Annotated in this window: 19 protein-coding genes; 5 read left to right on the top strand and 14 right to left on the bottom strand. The window is 67.0% G+C overall.

Annotated features, from left to right (window positions below; genetic code table 11):
* Positions 1 to 28: 28 nt before the first annotated feature.
* Positions 29 to 1,318, bottom strand: coding sequence for a hydroxymethylglutaryl-CoA reductase, degradative (locus ASD71_RS08025; RefSeq protein WP_056566590.1), 1,290 nt, complete (start codon positions 1,316 to 1,318; stop codon positions 29 to 31).
* Positions 1,319 to 1,448: 130 nt separating this feature from the next.
* Between ASD71_RS08025 and ASD71_RS08020 the strand changes: the two genes are divergently transcribed.
* Positions 1,449 to 2,867, top strand: a complete 1,419-nt coding sequence (locus ASD71_RS08020; RefSeq protein ID WP_056561795.1) for a PLP-dependent aminotransferase family protein — start codon at positions 1,449 to 1,451, stop codon at positions 2,865 to 2,867.
* Here ASD71_RS08020 and ASD71_RS08015 read toward each other — a convergent pair.
* The 4 genes from ASD71_RS08015 to ASD71_RS08000 form a co-directional block, all read right to left on the bottom strand.
* Positions 2,858 to 3,685 carry an anaerobic ribonucleoside-triphosphate reductase activating protein gene (locus ASD71_RS08015; RefSeq protein WP_056561791.1) on the bottom strand — a complete coding sequence of 276 codons (828 nt, stop codon included), beginning with the start codon at positions 3,683 to 3,685 and terminating at the stop codon, positions 2,858 to 2,860. The genes ASD71_RS08020 and ASD71_RS08015 overlap by 10 nt on opposite strands.
* Positions 3,651 to 3,833 carry an anaerobic ribonucleoside-triphosphate reductase gene (gene nrdD / locus ASD71_RS08010; RefSeq protein WP_056561790.1) on the bottom strand — a complete coding sequence of 61 codons (183 nt, stop codon included), beginning with the start codon at positions 3,831 to 3,833 and terminating at the stop codon, positions 3,651 to 3,653. The genes ASD71_RS08015 and nrdD overlap by 35 nt, the downstream gene beginning before the upstream one ends.
* 94 nt (positions 3,834 to 3,927) lie before the next feature.
* On the bottom strand, positions 3,928 to 5,922 hold the full coding sequence (locus tag ASD71_RS08005; RefSeq protein WP_056561786.1) for a ribonucleoside triphosphate reductase: 1,995 nt from the start codon (positions 5,920 to 5,922) through the stop codon (positions 3,928 to 3,930).
* Positions 5,923 to 6,098: 176 nt separating this feature from the next.
* Positions 6,099 to 6,449, bottom strand: coding sequence for a DUF3325 domain-containing protein (locus ASD71_RS08000; RefSeq protein WP_056561784.1), 351 nt, complete (start codon positions 6,447 to 6,449; stop codon positions 6,099 to 6,101).
* 284 nt (positions 6,450 to 6,733) lie between these two features.
* Here ASD71_RS08000 and ASD71_RS07995 point away from each other — a divergent pair, with 284 nt between their 5' ends.
* The 3 genes from ASD71_RS07995 (at position 6,734) to ASD71_RS07985 (ending at position 10,433) form a co-directional block, all read left to right on the top strand.
* Entirely contained in the window at positions 6,734 to 7,348 is a 615-nt protein-coding gene (locus tag ASD71_RS07995; protein ID WP_056561782.1) for a hypothetical protein, read from the top strand.
* A 12-nt stretch (positions 7,349 to 7,360) separates the two neighbouring features.
* Positions 7,361 to 9,736, top strand: a complete 2,376-nt coding sequence (locus ASD71_RS07990; RefSeq protein WP_056561781.1) for a catalase — start codon at positions 7,361 to 7,363, stop codon at positions 9,734 to 9,736.
* Positions 9,737 to 9,911: 175 nt separating this feature from the next.
* Positions 9,912 to 10,433: a YSC84-related protein gene (locus tag ASD71_RS07985; protein ID WP_235512045.1), complete on the top strand. Its 522-nt coding sequence runs from the start codon at positions 9,912 to 9,914 to the stop codon at positions 10,431 to 10,433.
* Between the two features lie 50 nt (positions 10,434 to 10,483).
* On the opposite strand, the gene ASD71_RS07980 is transcribed toward ASD71_RS07985, so the two are convergent.
* Positions 10,484 to 11,452: a tripartite tricarboxylate transporter substrate binding protein gene (locus ASD71_RS07980; RefSeq protein WP_056561779.1), complete on the bottom strand. Its 969-nt coding sequence runs from the start codon at positions 11,450 to 11,452 to the stop codon at positions 10,484 to 10,486.
* Between the two features lie 17 nt (positions 11,453 to 11,469).
* The gene (locus tag ASD71_RS07975) at positions 11,470 to 12,891 is read right to left on the bottom strand and encodes a M20 family metallopeptidase (RefSeq protein WP_056561776.1); all 1,422 of its coding nucleotides are present in this window, start codon (positions 12,889 to 12,891) and stop codon (positions 11,470 to 11,472) included.
* 113 nt (positions 12,892 to 13,004) lie between these two features.
* Here ASD71_RS07975 and ASD71_RS07970 point away from each other — a divergent pair, with 113 nt between their 5' ends.
* Positions 13,005 to 13,931 carry a LysR family transcriptional regulator gene (locus ASD71_RS07970; RefSeq protein WP_056561775.1) on the top strand — a complete coding sequence of 309 codons (927 nt, stop codon included), beginning with the start codon at positions 13,005 to 13,007 and terminating at the stop codon, positions 13,929 to 13,931.
* A 9-nt stretch (positions 13,932 to 13,940) separates the two neighbouring features.
* On the opposite strand, the gene ASD71_RS07965 is transcribed toward ASD71_RS07970, so the two are convergent.
* From ASD71_RS07965 to ASD71_RS07935, 7 genes are all read right to left on the bottom strand, one after another.
* Complete coding sequence (locus ASD71_RS07965; protein ID WP_200949369.1) at positions 13,941 to 14,438, bottom strand: transporter suffix domain-containing protein; 498 nt, start codon at positions 14,436 to 14,438, stop codon at positions 13,941 to 13,943.
* A gap of 42 nt (positions 14,439 to 14,480) precedes the next feature.
* On the bottom strand, positions 14,481 to 15,554 hold the full coding sequence (locus ASD71_RS07960) for a DUF2955 domain-containing protein (RefSeq protein WP_056561774.1): 1,074 nt from the start codon (positions 15,552 to 15,554) through the stop codon (positions 14,481 to 14,483).
* Positions 15,544 to 16,578 carry an HlyD family secretion protein gene (locus ASD71_RS07955; RefSeq protein WP_235512044.1) on the bottom strand — a complete coding sequence of 345 codons (1,035 nt, stop codon included), beginning with the start codon at positions 16,576 to 16,578 and terminating at the stop codon, positions 15,544 to 15,546. The genes ASD71_RS07960 and ASD71_RS07955 overlap by 11 nt, the downstream gene beginning before the upstream one ends.
* A gap of 160 nt (positions 16,579 to 16,738) precedes the next feature.
* Positions 16,739 to 18,298, bottom strand: a complete 1,560-nt coding sequence (locus tag ASD71_RS07950) for an efflux transporter outer membrane subunit (RefSeq protein ID WP_056561772.1) — start codon at positions 18,296 to 18,298, stop codon at positions 16,739 to 16,741.
* A 268-nt stretch (positions 18,299 to 18,566) separates the two neighbouring features.
* Positions 18,567 to 21,629, bottom strand: a complete 3,063-nt coding sequence (locus ASD71_RS07945; RefSeq protein ID WP_056561768.1) for an efflux RND transporter permease subunit — start codon at positions 21,627 to 21,629, stop codon at positions 18,567 to 18,569.
* Positions 21,626 to 24,706: a multidrug efflux RND transporter permease subunit gene (locus ASD71_RS07940; protein WP_056561766.1), complete on the bottom strand. Its 3,081-nt coding sequence runs from the start codon at positions 24,704 to 24,706 to the stop codon at positions 21,626 to 21,628. Before ASD71_RS07940 ends, ASD71_RS07945 begins: the two co-directional genes overlap by 4 nt.
* On the bottom strand, positions 24,703 to 25,890 hold the full coding sequence (locus tag ASD71_RS07935) for an efflux RND transporter periplasmic adaptor subunit (RefSeq protein WP_056561763.1): 1,188 nt from the start codon (positions 25,888 to 25,890) through the stop codon (positions 24,703 to 24,705). Before ASD71_RS07935 ends, ASD71_RS07940 begins: the two co-directional genes overlap by 4 nt.
* Between the last annotated feature and the right edge of the window lie 139 nt (positions 25,891 to 26,029).

Raw genomic sequence — 26,029 nt, 5'->3', positions numbered from 1 at the left:
GCGCCGCCTCGTGTATTCGCCGTGCGGGTTATCGGGACGCGCGCAGTTCCTCCAGCAAGGCCAGCGCGCGGTCGGTGCGGACGTCCTTCTCCGCGGCCATGCGCTTGGCGACCTCGTCGATCTCCGCGCCCGTGGCGCCGGCCACCAGCGCGATGTTGCGGGCGTGCAGCGCCATGTGGCCGCGCTGGATGCCTTCGGTGGCCAGCGCCCGCAGCGCGCCCAGATTCTGCGCCAGGCCGACGGCCACGGCGACTTCAGCCAGTTCCTGTGCCGAACGCACGTCCATGATCTTCAGGGCCAGCCGCGCCAGCGGATGGGTCTTGGTGGCGCCGCCGACCAGGCCCACGGGCATGGGCATCTCGATGCTGCCGACCAGCGCGCCCGACGTGTCCTTTTCCCAGTGAGTCAGCGACGTGTAGCGGCCCGAGCGGGCGGCGTAGGCGTGCGCGCCGGCCTCGACCGCGCGCCAATCATTGCCGGTGGCCACGATGACCGGATCGATGCCGTTCATGATGCCCTTGTTGTGCGTCGCGGCGCGGTACGGGTCGATGGCGGCAAACGTGTACGCGTCCAGCACGCCTTCGATGATCTCGGCGCCGCTGCGCTCCTTGGTGTCCAGCGTCTGCGGCGTCAGGCGCACGCGGGCGCGGGCCAGCCGCAGGTCGGCCAGATTGGACAGGATGCGCAGGCGGACCGAGCCGCCGACGATTTCCTCGACCAGCGGGGCCACGGCTTCGGCCATGGTGTTGACGGTGTTGGCGCCCATGGCATCGCGCACGTCGACGATCAGGTGCATCACGATCATCGGGCCGCGCGGCGTGTCCGGGAACACGTGGACCTCGATGTCCTGGCAGCCGCCGCCCAGTTCGATCAGCACCTTGTCGCGGCTGTTTGCCAGCGTCAGGATGCGGTCACGCTCGCGCAGCAGGGCAAGGCGCGCGCCATGCGGATCGGTCAAGCCCAGGACCTGAACCTGCGCGCGCATGAGGGGGCGGGTGCTGGACGTCTCGAAGCCGCCGCCTTCGCGCGCCAGCTTGGCCATGAACGAGGCGGCGGCCACCACGGACGGTTCTTCCACTGCCATCGGCACGAGCACGTCGCGGCCGTTGACCTGGAAGTTGCCCGCCACGCCCAGGGGCAGCTCGAACGTCCCCAGGACGTTTTCGATCATGCCGTCGGCGCGGGCAAGACTCAGCGCGCCGGGCTCGGCCAGCAACTGGTGTTCTTCGGCGGTGAGCGAGGCAGCGTCGGCAATGGCGGCCAGGCGTTGGGCGGGGGTGAGGGCCCGGAAGTTGGGCAGGCGTGAATCGGCCACGATGGCGTGTCTCCGTATAAGAATCGAGTGGCCTGATTCTAGGTAAACTGTACCGCTATTCAGAGGTACAGTTTGGGCAAACAGTACCATTGCACTGCACCAATTTTGGCAACGACAAGACGGGGATCCCAACGTGGAAGACGCCAATCCGCCGGGCAGGCCGCAGCGCGCAGCGCCCATTGCCGAGAGCCTGGCCAGTCTGATCGGCCAGCAGATCGCCGACGGCGTCTACCGTGCGGGCGACAAGCTGCCGTCTCTGCGCGAGCTGGCGCAACTGCACCGCTATGCGAAGAACACGGTGGTGGTGGCGTTTGAAATGCTGGTGGCGCGCGGACTGGTCGAGCCACGGCGCGGCTCGGGTTTCTATGTACTGGACGTCGATCACACGCGCCCGGCCGCGGACGAAGAACCGGGGCAGTTGAGCCGGGCGATGGATATCGTGTGGTTGATGCGAGAGCAGCTCAAGACCCAACCGGATGCGGTCGCCGTGGGCGACGGCTTTCCGCCGGTGGAGTGGCTGGCGGACATGCGCATGGACCGCTATCACCAGAAGGTGGTGCGCACGGGACTGGGCGCGTTGTTCCGATACGGCAGCCGCTTTGGCTATGCGCCGCTGCGCGAAAGCCTGGTCCGCAAGCTGGGCGACGTGGGCATCAGCGCCGTGCCATCGCAGTTGGTGCTGACGCATGGCGCCAACGAGGCGATGGACCTGGTGATCCGCTACTTCCTGCCACCGGGGTCGACAGTGCTGGTGGACAACCCGGGGTATTACCCGCTCTTTGGCAAGCTGAAGCTGGCCGGGGTGCGGATGCTGGGCGTGCCGCGCCTGCCTGACGGGCCGGACGTTGTTGCGCTGGAATCGTTGCTGCAGCGCGAAAAGCCACGGCTCTTCTTTACGCAGTCGATCGCGCACAATCCCACCGGCTCGGACATGTCGCCGGCCAAGGCCTACAAGATCCTGCAACTGTCAGAGCGCTACAACCTGATGGTGGTCGAGAACGATCCGCTGGCGGACTTCAAGCCCACGTCGTCGGTCAGGCTGTCGGCACTGGATCAGCTTGAGCGCACCATCTATATCGGAAGCTTCTCGAAGTCTTTCTCGGCGGCGTTGCGCGTGGGCTTCATCGCGTGCAACGCCGCGCTGGCGAGCGACCTGGCCGACTTAAAGGCCCTGGTGCATGTCAGCAGCTCTGAATATTGCGAGCGCATGGTGGACGTGATGCTGCGGGAAGGCCACTACGAGCGGCATCTGGTGCGCTTGCGCCAGCGGCTGGAGGCCGCCACGGGACAGGCGTTGCAAGTGCTGGATTCGTTGGGCGCGCAGGTGTTCACGCGTCCGACCAGTTCGCTGTACCTGTGGTCCGCGTTTCCTGGCGTGGCTGATTCGCTGACGCTGGCCGCGGCGCTGATGCCCGAGAAGGTCATCATGGCGCCGGGTCGCGTGTTCAGCGTGGATCCCACGGCGGTGTCGCCGTGGTCCCGCTGCAATGTGGGGGCCGTGGTGTCGCCGCGGTTCCACGCCACCCTGGCTGCGCATCTGGATCAGCGATAGGCGAATTCCTGAAAGGCCTGGCGCAGCTCGGCCTGCGCCTGGTTGCTGAGGGCCCGCGCGACCGGCGCGCCGGGGGCGGCGCGCGCGGCCTGCACCGCGAAGCGGCGCACGCCGCGGCGGGCCAGTTCCCGCGCCAGTGCCATCAGGCGTGCTTCGTCCAGCCAGTCGGGATGCCAGGTGATGCGGCATTCGAAGTCCAGGCCGGCGGACAGCAACTGCGTCAGGCACGCGAGCGCAGGACGCTGGGAATCGCGCCGGCCCGTGATGTCGTCGTAACCCTTGGCGTCCGCCTTGATGTCCATGCCCACCCAGTCCAGATGGCGCAGCACGTCTGCGAGCCGTAGCGGGTAGATGCCCGCGGTGTGCAGGCCCACGCGGTACCCCATACGCCTGACGTCGCGGATCATGGCGGGCAGGCGCGGCTCGCTCAGCGGTTCGCCGCCGGAAAATACGACGGCATCCAGCAGGCCCTTGCGGGTTTCGAGGAAGCCACGGACTTCGCGCCAGTCATAGCGGGCGGCGCGCGTTTGCAGTTCGGTGTTGTGGCAATAGTGGCAGCGCCACGGGCAGCCCGAAATGAAGACCACCGCCGCCAACTGGCCGGGCCAGTCGACGGTGGAAAAGGGCACCAGCCCGCCGACCGCGGGCGAGTGCCGGGGCAGGGGCTGGATGACGGGCTGCGGCGGCGGGGCGTAGCCCGGCCGGTCGGCCAGCAGGCGGATGGCCTGCGCGGCGGGCCGGCCGGCGCCGCCGGCCTGCGAGTTGCCTTGGGCCGAACCGCCTTCAGGCACTGCGTTCGACGAAGAAGCGGCGCTCATTGAATTCGCCCTGTTTGCCGGTGTTGAAGGAAGAAACCGGGCGGTGGTAGCCCATCACCCGGGTCCAGACTTCGCAGCGCACGCGCTGGCTGTCGTCCAGTTGGACGGCGGGAGCGGACGTGGCGACGGGGGCGGTCAAGGTTTGCATAGGTTTTCCTCGGAAAGTGATGCCGGACGCTCGCCCGGCGGGTGAAGGACGGTGCGCGCCGGAAGGTCGCGCGCCGCCCCGGGTTCCGGCAACGCTACGCCGGGGTGCAGCATGCCGATTGCTTGGCCAGCAGTTCCGCGTCGCACTTGGGGCAGAACTCGTGGTGCCCGGCCAGGTAGCCGTGATTCGGGCAGATGGAGAACGTGGGCGTGACCGTGATGTAAGGCAGGCGGAAGTTGCTGAGCGCGCGGCGCACGAGCTGCTTGCAGGCCTCGGCCGTGGAGACGGCTTCGTTCATGTACAGGTGCAGCACCGTGCCGCCCGTGTACTTGCTTTGCAGCGTTTCCTGCAGTTGCAACGCGTGGAAGGGATCATCCGTGTAGCCCACCGGCAACTGGCTGGAGTTCGTGTAGTAGGGCTGGGCGTCCGTGCCCGCTTGCAGGATGCCGGGATAGCGCTTGCGGTCTTCGCGGGCGAACCGGTACGTGGTGCCTTCGGCCGGCGTGGCCTCCAGGTTGTAGAGGTGGCCGGTTTCTTCCTGGAATTCGGTCATGCGCTGGCGCACGCGGTCCAGCAGCCGGACGGCAAAGGCATGGCCGGCGGGCGTGGTCACGTCGTCGGCGTCGTCCGTGAAGTTGCGGATCATCTCGTTGATGCCGTTCACGCCCAGCGTGCTGAAGTGATTGCGCAGCGTGCCCAGGTAACGGCGGGTGTAGGGGTAAAGGCCCTGGTCTATGTAGCGTTGCACCACCTTGCGCTTGGTTTCCAGCACGTCGCGGCCCAGCGCCAGCAGGTGGTCCAGGCGCGCCATCAGCCGCTCCTCGTCGCCGCGGCAGGTATGGCCCAGACGGGCGCAGTTCACGGTCACCACGCCGACCGATCCGGTCTGCTCGGCAGAACCGAATAGGCCGTTGCCGCGCTTCAGGAGTTCGCGCAGGTCGAGCTGCAGGCGGCAGCACATGGAGCGCACCATGTGCGGCTCCAGGTCCGAGTTCAGGAAGTTCTGGAAGTACGGCAACCCGTAGCGTGCCGTCATTTCAAAGAGGCGCTCGGTGTTGGGATGGTCCCAGTCGAAATCGGGAGTGATGTTGTAGGTGGGAATGGGGAAGGTGAATACGCGGCCCTTCGCGTCGCCGGCCATCATGACCTCGATGTACGCGCGATTGATCATGTCCATCTCGGCTTGCAGGTCGCCGTAGGAAAACGGCATTTCCTCGCCGCCCACGTAAGGGATCTGATCCTTCAGGTCGGCCGGGCAGGTCCAGTCGAACGTGAGGTTGGTGAAGGGCGTCTGTGTGCCCCAGCGGCTGGGCACGTTCAGGTTGAAGATGAGTTCCTGGATCGATTGCTTGACGTCCGCGTAGGTCATTGCGTCGCGGCGGATGAAGGGCGCCATGTAGGTGTCGAATGAACTGAACGCCTGCGCGCCGGCCCATTCGTTCTGCAGCGTGCCCAGGAAGTTGACGATCTGGCCGATGGCGGCCGACATGTGCTTTGGAGGCGTGGATTCGACCTTGCCGGGGATGCCGTTGAAGCCTTCTGTCAGCAACTGGCGTAGCGACCAGCCGGCGCAGTAGCCGCTGAGCATGTCCAGATCGTGGATGTGGATGTCGCCTTCGCGGTGGGCCTGGCCGGCTTCTGGCGTGAAAACGTTGGACAGCCAGTAATTGGCTGTGACCTTGCCGGCGACGTTCAGGATGAGGCCGCCCAGGCTGTAGCCCTGGTTGGCGTTGGCGTTGACGCGCCAATCGCGCTGTTCCAGGTACTCTTCCATGGCGCTTTCGACGTCGACCAGCGTGTGGCGCAGCGAACGCAGGCGGGCGTGCTGCTCGCGATGAACGATGTAGGCGCGCGCCGTGCGCCAGTGGCCTGCCTGGACCAGGGCATCTTCGACGCGGTTCTGGATGGTTTCGACGCCGGGGCACACGTTGCCCTCCAGCTTTGCGATGACCGTGCCGGTCAGCGCGCGAGCGCCTTGCAGGTCCAACTCCCCGGTGCTTTGACCCGCCGCCGCCATGGCTTGCGCGATCTTCTCGCTATCGAATGGAACGACGCGGCCGTCGCGCTTGAGGATGTGTTGGATGTCCATGTTGGCACCATATGTAGTGGAGTGCGAAGACTCTATCACCACATATGGTGCTGAAACCGCGCCGGTCTTGCCGGATATGGATACCGGTTGACCCGCATCAAATGGCCGAAAACCGGCGTGAAATTGCGCAATGCGGCGATCGGTCGCACCTGGCGCCCGCGGCCGGCCCGGCCGGATCAGAAGCCGATGCCCACGCCCAACAGGGAAATCGCCACCGCCACCGCCGCCGTGCCCACGGCGGGGCGCGGGGCCCAGGACAGCATGCCGAACCACAGCAGCGCACCGGCGGACAGCCAGCCCAGCCAGACCGCCATGCCCAGCACGTCGCCCCACAGGCCGACGCAGGGAAGGATCGCCAGGCCCATCAGCAGGACACCGGCGCCGCGCAGGACGCGCGTGTGGCCGGCGTGCGGGTCGCGAGTCCAGACCTGGTGATAGTGGCGAGGGGTGGCGAGGGCCAGGCAGGCCATGCCGGCATAGGTCAGCAGCAGGGCCATCGCGATGGCGCAGAGGTCGTTCATCGTCATACGGCTGCGCTTCTTGCGCGGGTCGCTGTGCCTGCCGGGGGGCGCGACGCCCTTGCGCTGTTGTGGGTAATGCCCCCGATTCTACGGGAATAGGCAAGGCGTCCGGCGCGCGGGGCTTTGTATTTTCTGCACGGCGCCTCCGCCGCCCGCCCGGAGAGTGCGGCAGGCGCCAGCCCCAGAACGGCAGCCTGGGCATCAGGAACGCGATTTGCTGTGAACGCCCGTCCATCGGAAACGATTGCAGCCGTGCGCATCGTTGATGACCTACGACAAGGAGCCCAACCATGAAACGCAAAACCGGAAACGCCCGCCAGATCAAGGAGCTGCTTTACCAGGCGCTGGAAACCGAGATCGGCGGCCTTGCCATTTACGAGACCGCGGTCAGCTGCGCCATCAACGAAGATCTGAAGAAGGAATGGCTGGGCTATCTGGAAGAAACCCGCACCCATCGCCGCGTGCTGCTGACGGTGTTCGAACAGCTGAAGCTCGATCCGCAGGCCAAGTCGCCGGGTCGTGAGGTGGTGCGGCACCTGGGCGAATCGCTGGTGCGGGCAATGAAGATGGCCATCAATGCCGGCGACCCGGACGCGGCCCAGCTGGTGGCGACCGAATGCGTGGTGCTGGCCGAGACCAAGGACCACGCGAACTGGTCGTTGATCGGGCTGGTTGCCGAGCAGCAGTCGGGCGAAGAAGCCAGGATTCTGAAGCAGGCCTACGACGCCGTGGCAACAGACGAAGACCATCACCTGTATCACACGCAGGGCTGGTCGCGGGAGTTGTGGATCGAATCGCTGGGCTTCCCGGCCGTGCTGCCGCCGCCCGAAGAGGTAAAGAAAGTGGAAACCGCCATCGGTGCGTCCCGCGCCGAGCAGGCGCGCGACACGATGCTGACCCATTAAGGAGAAAGAACCATGGCAAGCAAGAAGCCAGCAAAGGCCGGCTCGGGCGGTGCGCTCGACACCGCGTACATGAATACGGACAGCGGTCCGGCCAACGGACCGGCCGGCAAGCCCACGCATCCCGCGCTGCAACGCGCGGCCGCGGTCGGCGCCACGACGGGCGCCTTCCCCCATAACGCCAACAAGGAAGCGGAGTATGGCGAGCAGGCAGCGCGCTGTCCCTTCGCGGGCGCGCACGTGGGCACGGTGGATCCCGCCGTCGGCGCGAGCTCGCTGTCCGAGAAGGAAGTGTCGGACAAGACGGGCGACGCCGCCACGCCTGGCGTGAACCAGGTAGACGGCACGTTGCCGCGCGTGCGCGCGGATGGCGGCGGCCAGGAACTCACCACCAACCAGGGCGTGCGCGTCAGCGACAACCAGCATTCGCTGAAGGCAGGGCTGCGCGGGCCGGCGCTGCTGAAGGATTTCATCCTTCGCGAGAAGATCACGCACTTCGACCACGAGCGCATCCCCGAGCGTATCGTGCACGCGCGCGGCTCGGCTGCCCACGGCTATTTCGAGTGCTACAAGCCGCTGACCGACCTGACCGCCGCGTCGTTGTTCGCCGAGGCCGGCAAACGCACCCCGGTCTTCGTGCGGTTTTCGACGGTGGCCGGTGAACGCGGGTCCAAGGACACGGCGCGCGACGTGCGCGGCTTTGCCGTGAAGTTCTACACGGACGAAGGCAACTGGGACCTGGTGGGCAACAACATGCCGGTGTTCTTCATCCAGGACGCGATGAAATTCCCCGACCTGGTCCACGCCGTCAAGCCCGAACCGCACCATGGCATGCCGCAGGCGGCGTCCGCGCACGACACCTTCTGGGACTTCGTGTCGCTCATGCCCGAGTCCACGCACATGCTGATGTGGGCGATGTCGGACCGGGGCATTCCGCGCAGTTACCGCATGATGCAGGGCTTTGGCGTGCATACGTTCCGCTTCGTCAACGCGCAGGGCGAATCGCGGCTAGTGAAATTCCACTGGAATCCGATCCTGGGCACGCATTCGCAGGTGTGGAACGAGGCGGTCAAGGTCTCGGGCGCGGATCCGGACTATCACCGCCGCGACCTGTGGGAAGCGATCGACGCGGGTCATGGTCCCGAATGGGAACTGGGCGTGCAGGTCTTCACCGACGATCAGGCGGACGGCTTCAGCTTCGACGTGCTGGACGCCACGAAGATCGTGCCCGAGGAATTGGTGCCGGTCGTGCCCGTCGGCCGCATGGTGCTGGACCGCAACCCCGACAACTTCTTTGCCGAGACCGAGCAGGTGGCGTTCTGCGCCGCGCACGTGGTGCCCGGCGTGGACTTCACCAATGACCCTTTGCTGGCGGGCCGCATCCATTCCTACGTCGACACGCAGATCTCTCGCCTGGGCGGCCCGAACTTCCACGAGATTCCCATCAACTCGCCGCTGGCGCCGGTGCACAACAACCAGCGCGACGGCATGCATCGGCAGACCATCCATCGCGGCCGGGTGGCCTATGAGCCCAATTCCCTGGCCGGCGGCTGTCCGTTCCAGGCGGGCATGGACGGCTTTGTGTCGTTCCCGGAGCCGGTGACGAGCGACGAGCTGCGCGGGCATCCCGAGAAGTTTGCCGAGCACTACAACCAGGCCACGCTGTTCTACGACAGCCAGACCGCCTGGGAGCGCAAGCACATCGTCGACGCCTTCGCCTTCGAGCTCAGCAAGGTGACCGTGCCGCAGATCCGCCAGCGCATGGTGGCGTCCCTGCGCAACGTGTCGGACGAGCTGGCGCAAGGGGTCGCCGATCAGCTTGGCATGGCGCTGCCGGACCCGCTGCCGCGCGCCACGAAGAATCCGCCCAAGCCCGAGGTGCAGGTATCGCCGTCGCTATCGCTGACCGCGCGGCCGGGCGATGGCAGCGTGGTCACGCGCAAGGTCGCGATCCTGGCGGCCGAAGGGGTGGACGGCAAGGCCCTGTCCGCCGTGGCTGACGCGCTGATTCAGGCGGGCGCGGTCGTACGGCTTGTGGGTCAGCGCATCGGTCCCGTCCAGACCGCCCAGGGCGGCGCGTTCGATGCGGATGCGTCGCTGGACAATCATCCGTCCGGCGTGTTCGACGGGGTGGTGGTGGCAGGCGGCGCGGACGCCGCGGCAAGTCTGGCGGCCGACGGGCGGGCGCTGGAGTTCCTGCGCGATGCCTACCGGCACGGCAAGACGCTGATGGGCATCGGTGATGGCGTGCAGGTGTACGCCGCAGCGGGCATCGATCCGGATCCGAACGACGGCGGCCTGCTGCTGGGCGGGGAAGATCCAAAGGCGTTCATCGCCGCACTGGGTAAACACCGCCATCCGGAGCGGGAGACCACGCCACCGAAGGTATGAGAGACGCGCCCGCACGGGTAAGAACGGATCATTGACACGTGCGGGGCGGCTGCGAATACTGAGCCGGCAGGTCGGGCGAGCGCAATCGGCGCTCGCCCTTCTTAACTGGGGAGGCCGTATGAACCGCGCGTCCGTGTTTCCTGTGAGATTCCTTGGCTGGCTTTGCGCCAGCCTTTTGACTTTTTCCGCCCTGATCAGCTTTTCGCCACCCGCGCGGGCCGCCTCGGCGGCGGAGATCAGCGCCGATGCGATGGCGGCGCTGGAGCAGCTTTATGCCCAGGATCCGCGCATGCGCACACTTGGCGAGAAGGCCGTCGCCGTGCTGGTGTTTCCAAACATCATCAAGGGCGGCTTTCTGGTGGGCGGCGAGCGCGGCTCGGGGGCGTTGATCCGGCGGGGACAGGTGGAAGGCTTTTATTCGATTTCGGCGCTGTCGTTCGGATTGCAGGCGGGCGCGCAGCAGTTTTCGTACGCGTTGTTCTTCATGAACGAGCCAGCGCTGGCGTATCTGAACCAGAGCGACGGCTGGTCGCTGGGGGCAGGCCCCAGCCTGGTTGTGGTGGACCAGGGCTACGCCGCCAGCATCACGACCACGACCTTGACGCAGGACGTGTACGCGGTGCCGTTCGGCGAGCAGGGTCTGATGGCGGGAATGGGACTGCAGGGATCCAAGATCAGCCAAATGAATCCGAACTGACTCGTTTGCATCGAATGCGGGCGGCACGTCGGCCGGCGTATCGCCGGCAGTCAGTCTAGGGTAATACCGGCGCGCTGCGCGACGGCGCCGAATGTGGCGATCTCTATCGTAATCTGGTTGCGGAAAGCCTGACCCGGCAGGAAGACGGGATTTAGCGACAGCTCCGATACGCGCTTTCGCACCTGTTCGTCCTGCATGATTTCCGCCATTACCCGGTTCAACGTGTGCATGACCGGAGTGGGCGTGTTCGCCGGCGCGACCAATCCGTACCACCCGACGAACGACACGTCCGGCATGCCCGCCTCGGCGAACGTTGGCACGTCAGGCAGTTGCGGCATGCGATGCTCGCCGGTGACTGCCAGTGCGCGGATTTTGCCGGCGCGCACCTGGGCCGCCGACGCCGAAACCGTGTCCACTGCCAGCGCGATCTCGCCGCCGATCAGCGCGGTGATGAGCTGCGCACTGCCCTTGTACGGCACCGGCGTCATCCTGGCTCCGGCTGCCTGCGCGAACATTTCGCCGGTCAGGTGGGGGGCGGATCCTGGGCCGAACGTGCCGTACATCAGTCCACCTTTGGCGCCTTCCTGTCGCGCGAGTTCGGCCGCTTCGTGAGGCGTGGCCGCGGGCAGCGCATTTTGCGCCAGCAGCACGACGGGCGCCATGGCGACGATGCCGATGTGCTCGAAGCTACGAACGGGGTCGAAGGGTAGCGATGGTTTGAGCGCAGGCAGGACGCTGTACGTGGTGCTGCCCGACAGCATGAGCGTGTAGCCGTCGGGCGTTGCGCGGGCGACGGCCTCGGCGCCGATGAGGGTGGAGGCGCCAGGGCGGTTTTCGACAATGACGGGTTGGCCGAACTTGCCCGCCAGCTGGGTGGCGAGCAGGCGCGCCACCGCGTCGGTGGCCCCGCCCGGCGTGAACGGCACGACGATCTTGATGGCCTGCTCCGGATACGCGGCGTGGGCATTAGCGGCGGCAAGTGTCAACGCCAACAGGGCGATGCGAAATCTGGCGGTCATGGTGGGGCTCGGTCGGATCAGGCGTAGGTAGAGGATTGGCAGCAGGCTTGTTCGAGCAAGTCGGCGCCTTGGGTTCCCAGGTCCCAGAAGAGGCCGGCCATGATTGCCAGGCCTTCCCGGGCGACGCTTCCCAGCAGATGTTCGTTGGGCGCGTGCTGTGCGCAAGCGGGATAGGAGTGAGGCACCCACAGGGTGGGCAGGCCAAGCTGGTCGGCAAAAATGTCGTTGGGCAGGGAGCCGCCCAGGTTGGGCAAGAGGGCGGCCCGTTTGCCGGTGGTGCGCTCCAGCGAGGCGGCGGCCCAGCGCACCCACGGGGTGTCGGGCGACAGGCGCGTCGCGCCCGCTTGCATGCCGATACGAACCTCGACGTCGTCGAAGCCGCCCTGATGCAGGTGTTCGACCACGTGTTCTTGCAGGGCGCGCCAGTCGGTGCCCACGACGAAGCGCAACTGGCACCACGCCACGGCTTCCGGCGGGATGGCGTTCACGGGCTTGGCGGGGTCGCCAGCCCCGAAAGTCAGGACGTCAAGACTGTTCCAGCCAAACACCTTTTCGGGCGAGGTCAAGCCGGGTTCGCCCCACCATGCGTTGATGTCCGGATCGTCTTTGCCACCGCCGACTTCGAGGTCTGCAAGAGCGAGGGCGACCGCCGTGGGGATGGGCGGGGGCCGCAGCCCGGGCACGGCAATGCGGCCGTTCGCGTCCACCAGCGAACTGATCGCATGCGTCAGGCGGATGGCGGGGTTGGAGAGTAGTCCGCCCCAGTTGCCGGAATGATAGCCGCGTCCCCGAGCCCGTACCTTGAGTTCGAAATTGACGGCGCCGCGCGAGCCCATGAACAGCGTGGGCCGTGCGGCGTTCAGGCGCGGCCCGTCGCTGGCGATGAAGACGTCGGCGGCCAGGAGATTGCGGTGCGTCTTGCAGAACGCGGCCAGGCCGGGCGAGCCCGCTTCCTCGCCGGTTTCGATGAGCCAGATCGTATTGAACCCCAGCACGCCGCCGCGGGCGGCGATGACGCGCGACAGCGCCTCCAGGTTGATGGAGTGCTGGCCTTTGTTGTCGGCCGTGCCGCGCCCGTACCAGCGGTCGCCTTCGACCTGCAGGCGCCAGGGGTCTCGCCCGGCTTCCCATTTGGCGGCGTTGCCTCGCACCACGTCGCCGTGACCGTACATCAGGACGGTCGGCGACTCAGCAGCCTCGATGCGGCGCGCCACCAGGATCGGCAGGTCCACCCCGGCGGGGTTGGGATGCACCTCGCAGGAAAAGCCCAGTGCCGACAGTCGCGGGACCAACTCGATGCTCAGGTAGGCATGCTGCGCCGGGGCCTGGGTGGAGACTTCGCTTTCGGTGGGGTACGCGATGCGGCGCGCGAGGGTGTCCTGAAGGACGCCGCTGTCATACGCTTCTACAGCGTGGAGAATGGCTTGTTCGCGAGTCATGGCGGTTCTCGGGGCGGTATGGAAAAGCAAAAGTATTACGGTTCTTCGCATGCCACAATTAGATATTTAGCACTTGTGCGTTGCCATAAAGGCATTTCATCCTGGAGCCATCCATGATCTCTCTCGGACTTCGATATTTCCTGGAAGTCGCACGCTGCGGTTCAATTGCAGGCGCGGCGGCCGCTCTGCACGTGGCGGCTTCTGCCGTCAGCCGGCAGATCGCCAAGCTGGAAGACAGCCTGGGCATCGTTCTGTTCGAGCGGCAGGCGCGCGGCATGGCGCTCAGTGAAGCCGGCCTACAGCTCGCCGCATACGCGCGAGCCGCCGCGCTGGAGGCCGAACGTGTCACCAAAGAAATCCGGCGGCGCAGCGCGCTGGGCGATGTCACGATCCGGCTGGCCTGCAGTGAGGGATTTGCGCACCGTTTTCTGCCCATGTGCATGGCCGACTTCAAGCAGATCTGGCCCGAGACGCGCTTTCATCTTCAGGTGGACCGGCCGGAGGAGGTCATCCGCCGAATCCTCGAAGGCATGTCGCAAATCGCTCTGCACTACACGATGGCGCAGGACGATCGCCTGAAAACCGAATTGCTGACCCGGGCGCCGGTGTACGCGGTGATGTGCCGCCTGCATCCGCTAGCCTCCCGCCGATCGATCAGCCTGCGTGACCTGACGGAGGTGCCTGTATCGGTCGGAGATACCGGCACGACCGTACGGCAGCTTTTCGATAGCGCGTGCGCGAACGCGGGCCTCCACATCGAGCCTGCATATGTATCCAATAATTCGGCGGCCTTCCTGCCAATGCTGCCCGGCAGCCGGATCGTGGCGCTGACGGGCTATCTGACACTATTGGGCGATCCGCAGGGCACCGCGTTGGCTGCGGTGCCGTTCAGCAACCCGGAGATGCGCCAGCGCAGCATCCAGGCAGTGACGCTGCAAGGGCGCACCTTGCCGCCCTTGGCCAAGGAGTTTCTGGAGTTCATGGCGGCGCGGCTCACTGCGGCGCCGCGCGCTCCGGATCTGGACAAAGGCGGCGCGTGACGGACGTTGCTAGACCGACCGCACGAACAGCGCGCGCAGCTTGTTCCAGAAATCGCCGCCCAGCACGAAAAAGCTCGCCACCAGCATGACGTCGCCCAGCAACTGCGCCTGCCACAGGCGCGGCCGCAGGCCGGGCCAGATCTGGTCGACATAAGGCTCCAGCATCGATGTCAGCAGCGGCAGGATGAACATCACCATGCCGATGGCATGGCGCACGGGGCCCACCTTCTGCACGGGCGCCAGCTTTTTGGCGTGACCGCCGATGATGGCCTTGAGCTGCTGGAAGCCCTCCTTGCCCATGACGGCGATGCAGGTAATGAGCAGCACCTTGTTGGCAATGAAAATGGCGCCGGTCAGCGCCGCGATGCGCGATCCGGGAATGTCCATCGCGGCGCCGATGGGGATCAGGAACCACAGCGCGAAGGCCAGGATGAAGATTCCGATCCCGCACTTGAAGCGCCAACCCATCGCTGGCGGGGGTTGATTAGGCATGTCTTGGACAGTCATGGCGGGCTCCTTTGCAGAGGGTAAGGATTCAAGGCATGTGGGTCAAAGGTTCGTGAACCGGCGGCGCAAGGAAAAGACCCCCGGCTTGCGCGGTGCGCGCGGCCGGGGTTCCAGCAACTGCAGCATCAGGCAGGCATACAGGGTGACGGCGATGAACAGGCCCATGCGCACGGCGAAGGCGGTGTAGACGTCCTTGCCCGCCACGCTGTCCTGCACCGACTGGCCCAGGAGGATGATCAGCGTGATCAGGGTGTTCAGCCAGAAGCTGGGCGGATGCGGCGTGGGACTTAGCCGATACAGCTTGCGGGCCATCACCAGCGCGAACAGCAGCATCCACAGGAAGTACATCCACAGGCTGGGGAATGGTCGCAGGGCAAGCCAGAATGCCACCGCAAGCAGGCCGGCCAGCAGCGTCGAACCCAGTATCTCGCGCGCCGCGCCATGCGCCGCCGTGACGCAGCTTTGGCGGCCCAGGCTGACCGCCTTCAGGATGATGGGCATGTAGCCCAGCGGATCGGTCATCGCCAGCAGAAAGGCCGGCAGCACGACCAGCGCCGCGCGCAGAGCCATGCGGCTGGCCTCGGCGGCGGGCAGGACAGGCGGGGGCGGCGGCGCCGGCTGGCCGGGCGGTTCGGGAAACAGGGCGTGGCAGACGCCCAGCACCAGCGCGGCCAGCAGCAGGGCCTTGACCAGCGCCTCGATCACCGTCACCGCCAGGCCGAAGTCTAGGGTGCCGGCCGCCGAAATCATGGTCACGCCGATGATCAGGAACGTCGACACCAGGTTGTTGCCGCCGCGTAGCCCGTGGCGGAACGCCAGGAACAGGCACAGGCCGACAATCAGCACGCCGCCGCCGGGGTAGTACCGCAGCAGCGGGATCAGCAGCAGGCCGCTGCCCGTGGTGAACAGCGCCACCAGCGCCAGGCCCAGTCCGGCCTTCGGCGATAGCGGCCGGTTCATCTGCACTAGCAGGAACACCCCGAGCACCGGCGCGATCATCGGGATCGGCATGTCCAGACCAAAGCTGATGGCCAGGCAGAGCGCCGTTCCCACGCCCAGGCGCAGGGCGCGCTGGCTGCGGGGGTCGCGCGGGGCGGGAGTGGCGTCAGTAGGCATAGGAAAGCCAGCTCATCAGCCGCAGATACAAACGGCCGAGGGGGTTGAGCGGATTGCCGGGATGCGGAAACGCCATCACTTCGGCCTGTCCCCCCACCCGGATGCCGCGCAGGGAGGGGAGCTGTCCGGGATCGAGGTCAATGGCGACCGGAAAGCGTTGGGCGGGCCGCAGCCAGTCGCGGCTGTTCTGCACGGTCGGCAGGCTGCCGGGCTGCGTGGGCGTGCCGACGTTCACGCCATAGCCCACGCTGCGCACGCGGCCTTCGAACACCCGCCCGGGCAGCGCGTCCAGGATGATCGCAACCGGGGTGCCGGGATCGACGTACCCCAGGTTGTTCTCGGTCATTTCCGCGTTGATCCATACGTCGTGAATGGCGATCAACGTCATCACGGGCTTGCCCGCCGCCGCGAATTGGCCGGCGTCGGTGCGCAGGTCGGTGACCAGGCCGGCGGCGGGCGCGCGCACCTTCGTGTTGGCCAGGTCCAGTTCGGCCTTTTCGACTGCGGCGGCGGCGCTGCGCAGCTTGGCGTTGTCTTCCTCGCTGCCGCCTTCCTGCTCGCGCGCCCGCTGCACTTCGGCCCGCGCGGCCGCGACCTGGCTGACCGCCTGCGCCAGATTGGCCCGCGCAATCTCCAGACGGCGCAGCGAGATCGTGCCGCGGTCATCGCGGTATAGGCGCTCGAGGCGGGTGCTGTCCTGGCGCGCGCGGACTTCGTTGGCTTGCGCCGCGCGCAGGGACGCCTGCGCCGAGTCGATGCCGGCTGTACCGGCGCCGATCTGGCGGCGCGTGGCGTCCAGGTCGGCCCGGGCGCGGTCAAGCGCAATGCGGTAGTGTTCGGGGTCGATGTCGAACAGCACGGCGCCCGACTTCACATCCTGGTTGTTGCGCACATGAACCTGCGTCACCCGGCCCGCCACCTCGGACGCCACCGGCACCACGAAGGCCTCCACCCGCGCCTGCTGCGTGTACGGCGTGTAGCGGTCCGCAAGCAGATACCAGACGAGGCTGATGACGATCACCACGAGGACCCAGCGGACACCCTTTTTGGCGGGATCCGCGGGGGGCGGCGGGGCGGCCGGCGGTGGGGGCGACGGGGGAGGTGGCTCGGACGGCGCAGTACGGGCCGGCGTGGCAGCGCTCGCCGCGGACGCGGCGCTGGCCGTCGGTGCCGCAGGCCTGGGGCTAGTCATCGGGTCGCCTCGTGGTCTTGGAAATCGCGGACACCGGGGCAGGCCGCCCGGCTTCGGACAGCAGGTCGCCCCAGTTGGTGCGCCGCTGCATCTGGTCTCGCGTGGCGGGATCGATGACCGGCTGGTCGCTGTACCAGCCGCCGCCCACCGCCTTGTACAGCGCGATCAGGTCACGCACGGCGTTGCCCCGGTTCACCAGATAGGTGTCCTGCTGCGTCGCCAGCGCGCGCTGGGCGTCCAGCACCCGTTGAAAGTCGGAATAGCCCTCGCGGTACAGCGCGGTCGCCAGCGTCAACGAGCGCTTGGCCGCCAGCGCGGAGTCGTAGAGGATGCCGTCGCGCTCCAACGCCTTGATCAGTCCCGTCGCGGCGTCGTCGGCTTCGCGCGCGGCCTGGCGCACGGCGTCCTGGTAGATGACGATGAGCTGCTGCAGCCGCGCGTCCTGCAGCCGCACCGTGTTGGTGATCCGGCCGTGGTCGAACACGTTCCAGGTCAGGCTGGGACCGGCAAACAGCGCCGCGCCGCCCGACGTGCCGGCCAGCGATGTGGCGGTCCAGGCGATGCTGCCCAGCAGTGTCAACGAGGGGTAGAGGTCCGCCTTGGCCACGCCCACCTGCGCGGACTGCGCCGCGATCCGCAGCTCGGCAGCCCGGATGTCGGGACGCCGCAGCAGCAGGTTGGCCGGCACGTCCTGCAGCACGGCCCGGTCAATCAGCGGGATCACGGCCTCCCGGGCCGCCAGGTTGGGCAGTTCGGGCATCGGGCCGGGCGGCTTGCCTACCAGCACCGCCAGCGCGTTGCGGGTGCGCGCGATCTGGCTTTCGAATTCGGGGATGGTGCTGAGCGTGCCGAGGTATTGCGTGCGCGCCTGCTGCAGGTCCAGTTCGTCGGTCTCGCCGCTGTTGAAGAGGCGCTCGGTGATTTCGTAGCTGCGCTTCTGGATGGCCGCATTGTCGCGGGCAATGCGCAGCCGCGCCTCGGCCGTGCGCAGCGCGTAATAGCTTTCGGCGACCTGCGCGTGCAGCAGCACCAATACGTCTTCGCGATTGGCCTCGGTCGCGAAGTAGGCGGCGTCCGCCGACTCGATGGCGCGGCTGAAGCGGCCCCAGAAATCCAGCTCCCAGCCGATGCTGAAGCCCGCGCTGTATTGCCAGAAACTGCTGGGACGCGGATTGCCTTCCGAGGAACGTGACGACCGATGCTGGTAAAGCGCGTCCGCGCCGACGATCTGGGATTGCGGATACAGCCCGCTGCGGGCGATGCCCAACTGGGCGCGCGCCTCCATGATCTGCAGGCCGGCCACCTGCACGCCGGGATTGTGCGTGTCGGCTTGCGCGATCAGGGATTCAAGAACGGGGTCGTCAAAGATGCGCCACCACTGCCGGGCGTCCGGCTGGAAGCCTTCCACGGTGGCCTGTTGCAGCGCCGGCGTGTCCCACTGGCTGGACCAGTCGACACGCTGAGGCTCGAAGTCGGGGCCCACCTGCACGCAACCGCCCAGGCACAGCACGCCGGTCAGCAGCAGTCGATTCAAACAAGTCACCGGCCACATTGGGCACCAGGTCTGTCAGAGGCCAAACTGCAAGTCCCCGGTGACGGCCCGATGGTGCCCGCACCGCGAAGGCTGGAAAGCTCGGCGGCGACAGTGTCGTTGCGGTCGCGCCGGCATCGCGGGCAGCAGCGCAGTCCCCGGCGGCGGGAAAAATCGCCGGACCGGATCGGGCGGGTTGCGTCAGCGTGCCAACTGATTCTATTGAGCTTTTTATTTTCCGGCTAGCGGGAAGATACGGGGGGGTGCCCAGCCCGGCAGACCGCGCCGGTCAGGCGGTGCGGCGGCGCCAGCCCAGCTGGCGCAAGCGCTCCAGCGCCAGATAGACGATCGGCGTCGTATACAGCGTCAAAAACTGACTGATCATCAACCCGCCGACGATGGCGACGCCCAGCGGGCGGCGCAGTTCCGACCCTTCGCCCATGCCGAGCACCAGGGGCAGGGCGCCCAGGAGCCCCGCCAGGTTGGTCATGACGATGGGCCGCAGGCGCAGCATGGCGGCGCGGTGGATGGCCTGCTCGGGCGTCAGGTTTTCACGCCGCTCCAGGCTGAGGGCGAAGTCGATCATCAGGATGGCGTTCTTCATGACGATTCCCACCAGCAGAAACAGTCCCAGCAGCGCGATCAGCGTGAACTCGATGCCTGCCAGCCGCAGCGCCAGCAGCGCGCCGACACCGGCCGATGGCAGCGTGGACAGGATCGTCAGCGGGTGCAGGGGGCTTTCGTACAAAATGCCCAACACCAGATAGATGGCGACCAGCACCCCCAGGATCAGCCAGGGCTGGTCCTGCAGGCTTTGCTGGAAGTTGCGCGCATCGCCGCCCAGGCGGGTCTGGATAGACGAGGGCACCATCAGCTTGGCGGTCGCGGCGTCGATGGCGGCCAGGCCCTGTTCCAGCGACACGCCCGGCGCTAGCGAGAATCCAACCCACACCGCGGCGAACAGGCCGTCGTGGTAGACACGGTCGTTGACCAGGCCGTTGTCGTAGGTGGCGAACGCGGTCAGCGGCACGCGGGTGCCATCGGCGGCCACCACGTGCACCTGTTCCAGCACTTCAGGATCTTCGGTGTAGCGGGGGTCCAGTTCCAGCACGACGCGGTACTGGTTCATCGCGTCGTACAACGTGGCCACCTGGCGCTGGCTGAACGAATTGCTCAGCACGCTGCTGATGGTGTCCATGTCCACGCCCAGGCGCTGCGCCGCGCTGCGGTCGATGTCGATCACGACCTGCTGCGTCGCGCCGTCGCCTTGTGCGTCGACATCGCGCAGCTCGGGGATCTCCTGCATCGCCTTCGAGATCTTGCGCGCCCATTCCCGCAGCGCCGGCACGTCGCTGGCCATGATCGCCAGTTCATGGTCGCCGGAATTGCCAAAGCCGCCGGGCATGCGCAGGTCCTGGTCCACGTTCAGAAAGAACATGCCGCCCGGCACCGCAGGCGCGTTCGTGCGCATCCAGTTGATGACCTCGGTGGACGACTCCTTGCGTTCGGCGGCGGGTTTCAAGCGGATGAGGAACAGCGAGTTGCTGATGCCCAAGCCGCCGCCGTTGTAGCCGATGACGTCGTCGACGGCCGGGTGCTTGAGCACAAGTTGTCGGTACTGGTCGATCTTGGGCTGCATGACCTGAAAGGAAAATCCGTCGTCGCCGCGTACAAAGCCCATGAGCTGGCCGGTGTCCTGCACCGGCAGAAAGCCCTTGGGCGCCTGGACATACAGATAGACGTTCAGCCCGACGACACCGGCCAGCAGCAGCAACGTCAGGCGCGCGTGGCCAAGCACGCGCGACAGCGACACGCCATACCAGTCGTGGATACGGGCAAACACCGCCTGCATGCGCGACGGCTTGGCCGCGACGTGGCTGACGGGCCGCAGCCAGCGCGCGCACAGCGCCGGAATGATGGCCACCGACACGATCAACGAGATGACGGTGGCGGCCACCAGCGTGATCGAGAACTCGCGGAACAGCCGCTCCACCAGGCCGCCCATGAACAGGATCGACACGAACACGACGCTCAGCGCGACGGTCATGGCCACCAGCGTAAAGCCGACCTCACGCACGCCGCGCAGCGCGGCCTTGACTGGCGTGAGGCCGCGCTCCAGGTGGCGAGAGATGTTTTCCAGCACGACGATGGCGTCGTCCACCACCAGCCCGGCAGCCACGATCAGCGCCATCAGCGACAGGTTGTTCAGCGAAAACCCCCACGCGTACATGACGGCAAAAGTGGCGATCAGGCAGACCGGAATCGCCACGCTGGGAATCGCGGCCGCACGGGCATTGCCGAGGAACAGCCACACCACCAGGATGACCAGCCCGGCGGCCAGCGCCAGCGTGATGTGCGCTTCACGCAGGGTCGCCTTGATGCCCGGTGAGCGGTCCAGCGCGACCGTCAGGTCGACGTCGGCCGGCATCAGCTGGCGCAGGCCCGGCAGGGCCTGGTTGATGGCGTCGATGGTTTCGATGATGTTCGAGCCCGGCTGCCGGCTGATGGTCAGCACCACCGCCGGATTGCGGTTGTGAAAGCCGCTGCTGTAGCGGTTCTCGACCGAGTCGCTGACGCGCGCCACCTGCGACAGCCGGATCACGCCGCCGTCCTGGTACCGCACGATGAGGCTGTCGTAGTCCTGCGCGCGGCGCGGCTGCTCGGGGGTTCCGACTTCCCAGCGCTGACCGGCCGAATCGAGCTGCCCTTGCGGGCCCATCGGGGCGGCGTTTGAAATCGCCTCGCGCACGTCGTCCAGCGCCACGCCATAATGCGCCAGCGCGTTCGGATTGACCTGAACGCGCACGGCCGGCAGCGAGCTGCCGCCCATCGTCACTTCGCCCACACCACTGATCTGCGAGAGCTTCTGCGCCAGCACGGTGGAACCGAGGTCGTAGAGCTGGCCAGCGGGCCGCGTGGCGGAACTGAGCGCCAGCGCCATGATGGGCGCCTGCGACGGATTGACCTTGCGATAGCTGGGGTTGCCCGGCATGCCCGCCGGCAGTTCAGCGCGTGCGGCGTTGATGGCGGCCTGCACGTCGCGGGCGGCTTCGTCGATGTTGCGGTCCAGGTCAAACTGAAGCTGCACGCGCGTCGAGCCCTGGTTGCTGGACGAGCTCATGGAACTGACGCCCGCGATGCTGCCCAGCGCCCGCTCCAGCGGCGCGGCGACGGTGCTGGCCATGCTTTCGGGGCTGGCGCCTGGCAGGTCGGCGCGTACTTCGATGGTCGGAAAGTCCACCTGCGGCAACGGCGCCACCGGCAGCAGGCGCCACGCCACGGCCCCCAGCAGCGTCAGCGCCAGCGCCAGAAAAATGCAGGCGACCGGCCGGTGCAGCAACGCCCGGATCATTTCACCGGGCCTTCGGCGTTGGGTGCCGGCGCGGCCTCAGCGCGCCGGTGGCCCAGACGGTGAAAGAACAGGTACACGGCGGGCGTGGTGAACAGCGTCAGCACCTGGCTGACGAGCAGCCCGCCGACCATGACCCAACCGAGCGGCTGGCGCAGTTCGGCGCCGGAGCCTGTCGCCAGCATCAGCGGCAGCGCGCCAAATAGCGCGGCCAGCGTGGTCATCAGGATGGGGCGCAGGCGCAGCAGCGCGGCCTCGCGGATGGCGGCCTGCGGGTCCAGGCCGCGCGTGCGCTCGGCCTCCAGCGCAAAATCGACCATCATGATGCCGTTCTTCTTGACCAGCCCGATCAGCAGAATGATGCCGATGACGGCGATCAGGTCCAGCGGCCGGCCGGTGATCAGCAGCGCCAGCAGCGCGCCGACGGTGGCCGAGGGCAAGGTGGACAGGATGGTGATCGGGTGGATGGCGCTTTCGTACAGCATGCCCAGCACCAGGTACATGGTCACCACCGCGGCCAGCATTAGCCACAACGTGTTGGACAGCGACGCCTCGAAGGCAGACGCCGCGCCTTGCAGCCGCAGTTCGACGCTCTCGGGCATGCCGATGTCCTGCTTGGCGGCTTCAATGGCGGCAATGGCTTCGCCCAGCGATCCGCCCGGCGGCAGGTTGAAGGACAGGTTCACTGCGGGGAACTGCGACAGGTGATTCACGGCCAGCGGCGCAGCCCGCTCGCTGACGCTGGCCAAGGCCGACAAAGGAATGGCCTGCCCGTTTTCCGTCTGCAGGTGGATGCGTTCCAGAGCCTCGGGACTGGTCGCCATCGTCCGGTCCACTTCCAGCACCACACGGTACTGGTTGGACTGCGTGAACAGCGTGGCGACCTGACGCTGGCCGAACGCGTTGTACAGCGCCTGCGCCACATCGTCCATCGTGACGCCCAGGCGCGCGGCGGCGTCGCGCGAGACCTCCAGATAGGCCTGCCGGCCGCCGCCCTGCAAATCGGAAGACACGTCGGCCAACTGGGGCGCCTGGGCCAGCCGCTGCATCAGCGCGGTGGTCCAGCGCGACAGCAGCGCGCTGTCGGGTGAGGTCAGGCTGAATTGATACTGGCCGCGGCTGACGCGGTCTTCGATGTTCAGCTCCTGCACGGGTTGCAAATAGAGCGAGATGCCGTTCACGTCGCGCGCTCGGGCGTCCAGCCGCGCCATGATGTCCGCTAGCGGCGCGCTGCGTTCGTTCCAGGGCTTCAGGTTGATCAGCAGACGGCCCGTGTTCAGCGTGGCGTTCATGCCGTCGATGCCGATGAAGGACGACAGGGTGGCGACGTCGGGATCGGCCAGCAGGCTTTCCGCCACCGCCTGCTGGCGGCGCGACATGGCGTCAAACGACGTGCTCTGCGCGGACTGCGTCACGCCTTGCAGCACGCCGCCGTCCTGCGCCGGAAAGAATCCTTTGGGCACCGCCAGATACAGCAGCCCGGTCAGCACCACGGTCGCCAGCATCGCCAGCAGCGTCAGCCGCTGGTGGCGCAGGGTCACGTCCAGCCAGCCGGCGTAGCGCACCTGCAAGCGATCCAGCAGGCCGGGACGCGACGGCTCGTGCGCCGGCAGCAGGCGTGCGCACATCATGGGCGTCAGCGTCAGCGAGACGGCCAGCGATATCAAAATGGCGACGGCCAACGTAATGGCGAACTCTCGGAACAGCCGGCCCACCACGTCTTCCATGAACAGCAGCGGAATCAGCACCGCGATCAGCGACAGGGTCAGCGACACCAGCGTGAAGCCGATCTGCCCCGCACCCTTGAGCGCGGCCGCCATCGGGCTGTGGCCTTGTTCGCGGTAGCGTGCGATGTTCTCCAGCATGACGATGGCGTCGTCGACCACGAAGCCCGCGCCAATGGTCAGCGCCATCAAGGTCAGGTTGTTGGTGGAAAAACCGGCCAGGTACATGAAGCCGAAGGTGCCGATCAGGGACAGCGGCACGGCCAGGCTGGGAATCAGCGTGGCGGGCAGGTTACGCAGGAACAGGAAGGTCACCAGCACCACCAGCCCCACGGCAAACGCCAGTTCCCATTGCACGCCGCGCACCGAGGCGCGGATGCTCTCGGTGCGGTCGGTCAGGATGCGCACTTGCGCGGCGGCGGGCAGGCTGGCGGTCAGTTGCGGCAGCAGCGCCTTGACCTGATCGGCCACGGCAATGACGTTGGCCCCGGGCTGGCGCTGGATGTTCACCAGCACGGCGGGCTGCTTGTCGACCCACGCGGCCAGGTAGCGGTCCTCGGCGCCGTCCTCCACCGTCGCAATCTGACCCAGCCGCACCGGCGCGCCATTTTTCCAGGCGACGATCAGCTCGCGGTACTCCTCGGCGCTTTGCAACTGGTCGTTGGCGTCCATGATGACGGACCGCACGGGGCCGTCAAAACTGCCCTTGGGCTGATTGGAATTGGCCTTGGCGATCGCCTCCTGCACGTCCGACAACTGCAGGCCGCGCGCGGCCAGCGCCATCGGATTGACCTGCACGCGTACGGCCGGGCGCTGTCCGCCCGCCAGGCTGACCATGCCCACGCCCGACAACTGCGATAGCCGCTGCGTCATGCGCGTGTCCACCAGATCGTAGACCTTGGGCAGCGGCAGGGAATCCGATGTGACGGCCAGCGTCAGGATCGGCACGTCCGCCGGGTTGACCTTGCGATAGACGGGCGGGGTGGGCAGTTCGTTGGGCAGCAGCGAATCGCTGGCGCTGATGGCCGCCTGCACCTCTTGTTCGGCCACGCCCAGCGGCACGTCCAGCGCAAACTGCAGCGTGATGACCGAGATGCCGCTGCCGCTGGTGGACGACATCTGCTTCAGACCCGGTATCTGCCCGAAGCGCCGTTCCAGCGGCGCGGTGACCGCGCGCGCCGTGACGTTGGGACTGGCGCCGGGATACTGCGTGGTGACCTGGATGATGGGATAGTCGACCTGCGGCAGCGCCGCCACGGGCAGCAGGCGCCAGGCCAGGATGCCCGACAGCAGCAGCGCGATCATGAGAAAGGACGTGGCGACCGGGCGCAGAATGAAGGGGCGTGACAGGCTCATGCGGGTTCCTTGTCCTGGCGTGGCGCGTCGACGATCTGCACGTCGCGTCCATCGTGCAGCCGGTCCACGCCTTCGACCACGACGCGCTCGTCGGCGGCCAGGCCCGCCAGCACCACGATGCGGCCCGCGTTCGCCGGACCCAGTTCCAGCACGCGGCGGGTCGCCCGATTGTCGTCGCCGATGACGAATACGAACGACCCTTCGGAGCCGAATTGCACCGCGGCGGTGGGTATGGTCACGACATCATCCTGCTGCACGACGGCCAGCCGGATGTTCACGAACTGGTTGGGAAACAGCGACTCGTCGGCATTGTCGAAGCGGGCGCGCAGCCGCACCGTGCCGCTGGCCGCCTGGATGCGGTTGTCCAGCGCCTCGAGCGTGCCTTCGGCCAGAATGCGGCGTTCATCGGCGTCCCAGGCCTGCACGCGCAGCACGGGCGTTTTCGCCTGCGCCTGGCGCAGGATGTCCAGGCGGGTCTCCGGGATGCTGAACAGGGCCGACGTGGGCGCCATCTGCACCAGCGTGGTCAGCCCGTCGGCGTCCGCGGCGCGCACGTGGTTGCCGGCATCCACGCGCCGCAAGCCCACACGACCGGCGTGCGGCGCCACGATGCGTGTGTGGCTAAGCAGGCGGCGGGCGTCGGCGACCTGCGCCTGGTTCTTCTGGCGCTGTGCGGTGTACATCCGCACCTGCGCCTCGGCGGTATCAAGCTGCTGGCCCGCCACGGCTTCTTGCCGCGCCAGCTTGCGATAGCGCCGCAGGTCCGCTTCGGCGTTGTCCAGCAACGCCTGCGTCTGCGCCAATTCGCCTTCGGCGGACGCCAGCGCGGTCTGGAAGGGACGCGGGTCGATCTCGGCAAGCAACTGGCCTTGCGCCACGGCCTGGCCTTCGGTGTAGTGCAGCTTGATCAGCTCGCCATCGACCTGGCTGCGCACGGTCACCTGCGCCAGCGGCGTGATGGTGCCCAGCGCGTGCAAGTCGCGCTGCAACGGGCCGGTGCGCGCGGCGGCGACGCTCACCGCGACGGGAAGCTTCCCATAGTTGGGGGGAGGAGGAGCGGCCGGGCCTTTATTGCCCGCCAGCCAGACCGCCGCACCGATCAGCAGGGCCAGCGCCAGGGCGGCCGCGATCAGGATCAGGCGTTTGCGTGAGGGGGTGGGGCCCGCAAGGAAGCGCAGGGACATCAGGGCTGCCAGGCAAGGGGATAGCGGACAGCCGAGATTCTATATTAATAATAATGATTAGCGTTATTGACGCTGATTTTCAAGAAGGGTTTGCGCGTATCGTTTAGAGTGGCGGCTGTTTTCAATACCCCGGTTTGCA

Origin of the sequence: Achromobacter sp. Root565, from assembly GCF_001427425.1 — a bacterium.
GTDB classification, from domain to species: domain Bacteria; phylum Pseudomonadota; class Gammaproteobacteria; order Burkholderiales; family Burkholderiaceae_B; genus Achromobacter; species Achromobacter spanius_D.
The sequence above is the reverse complement of the archived record's forward strand: the minus strand, read 5'-3'. Positions and strand labels throughout refer to the sequence as shown.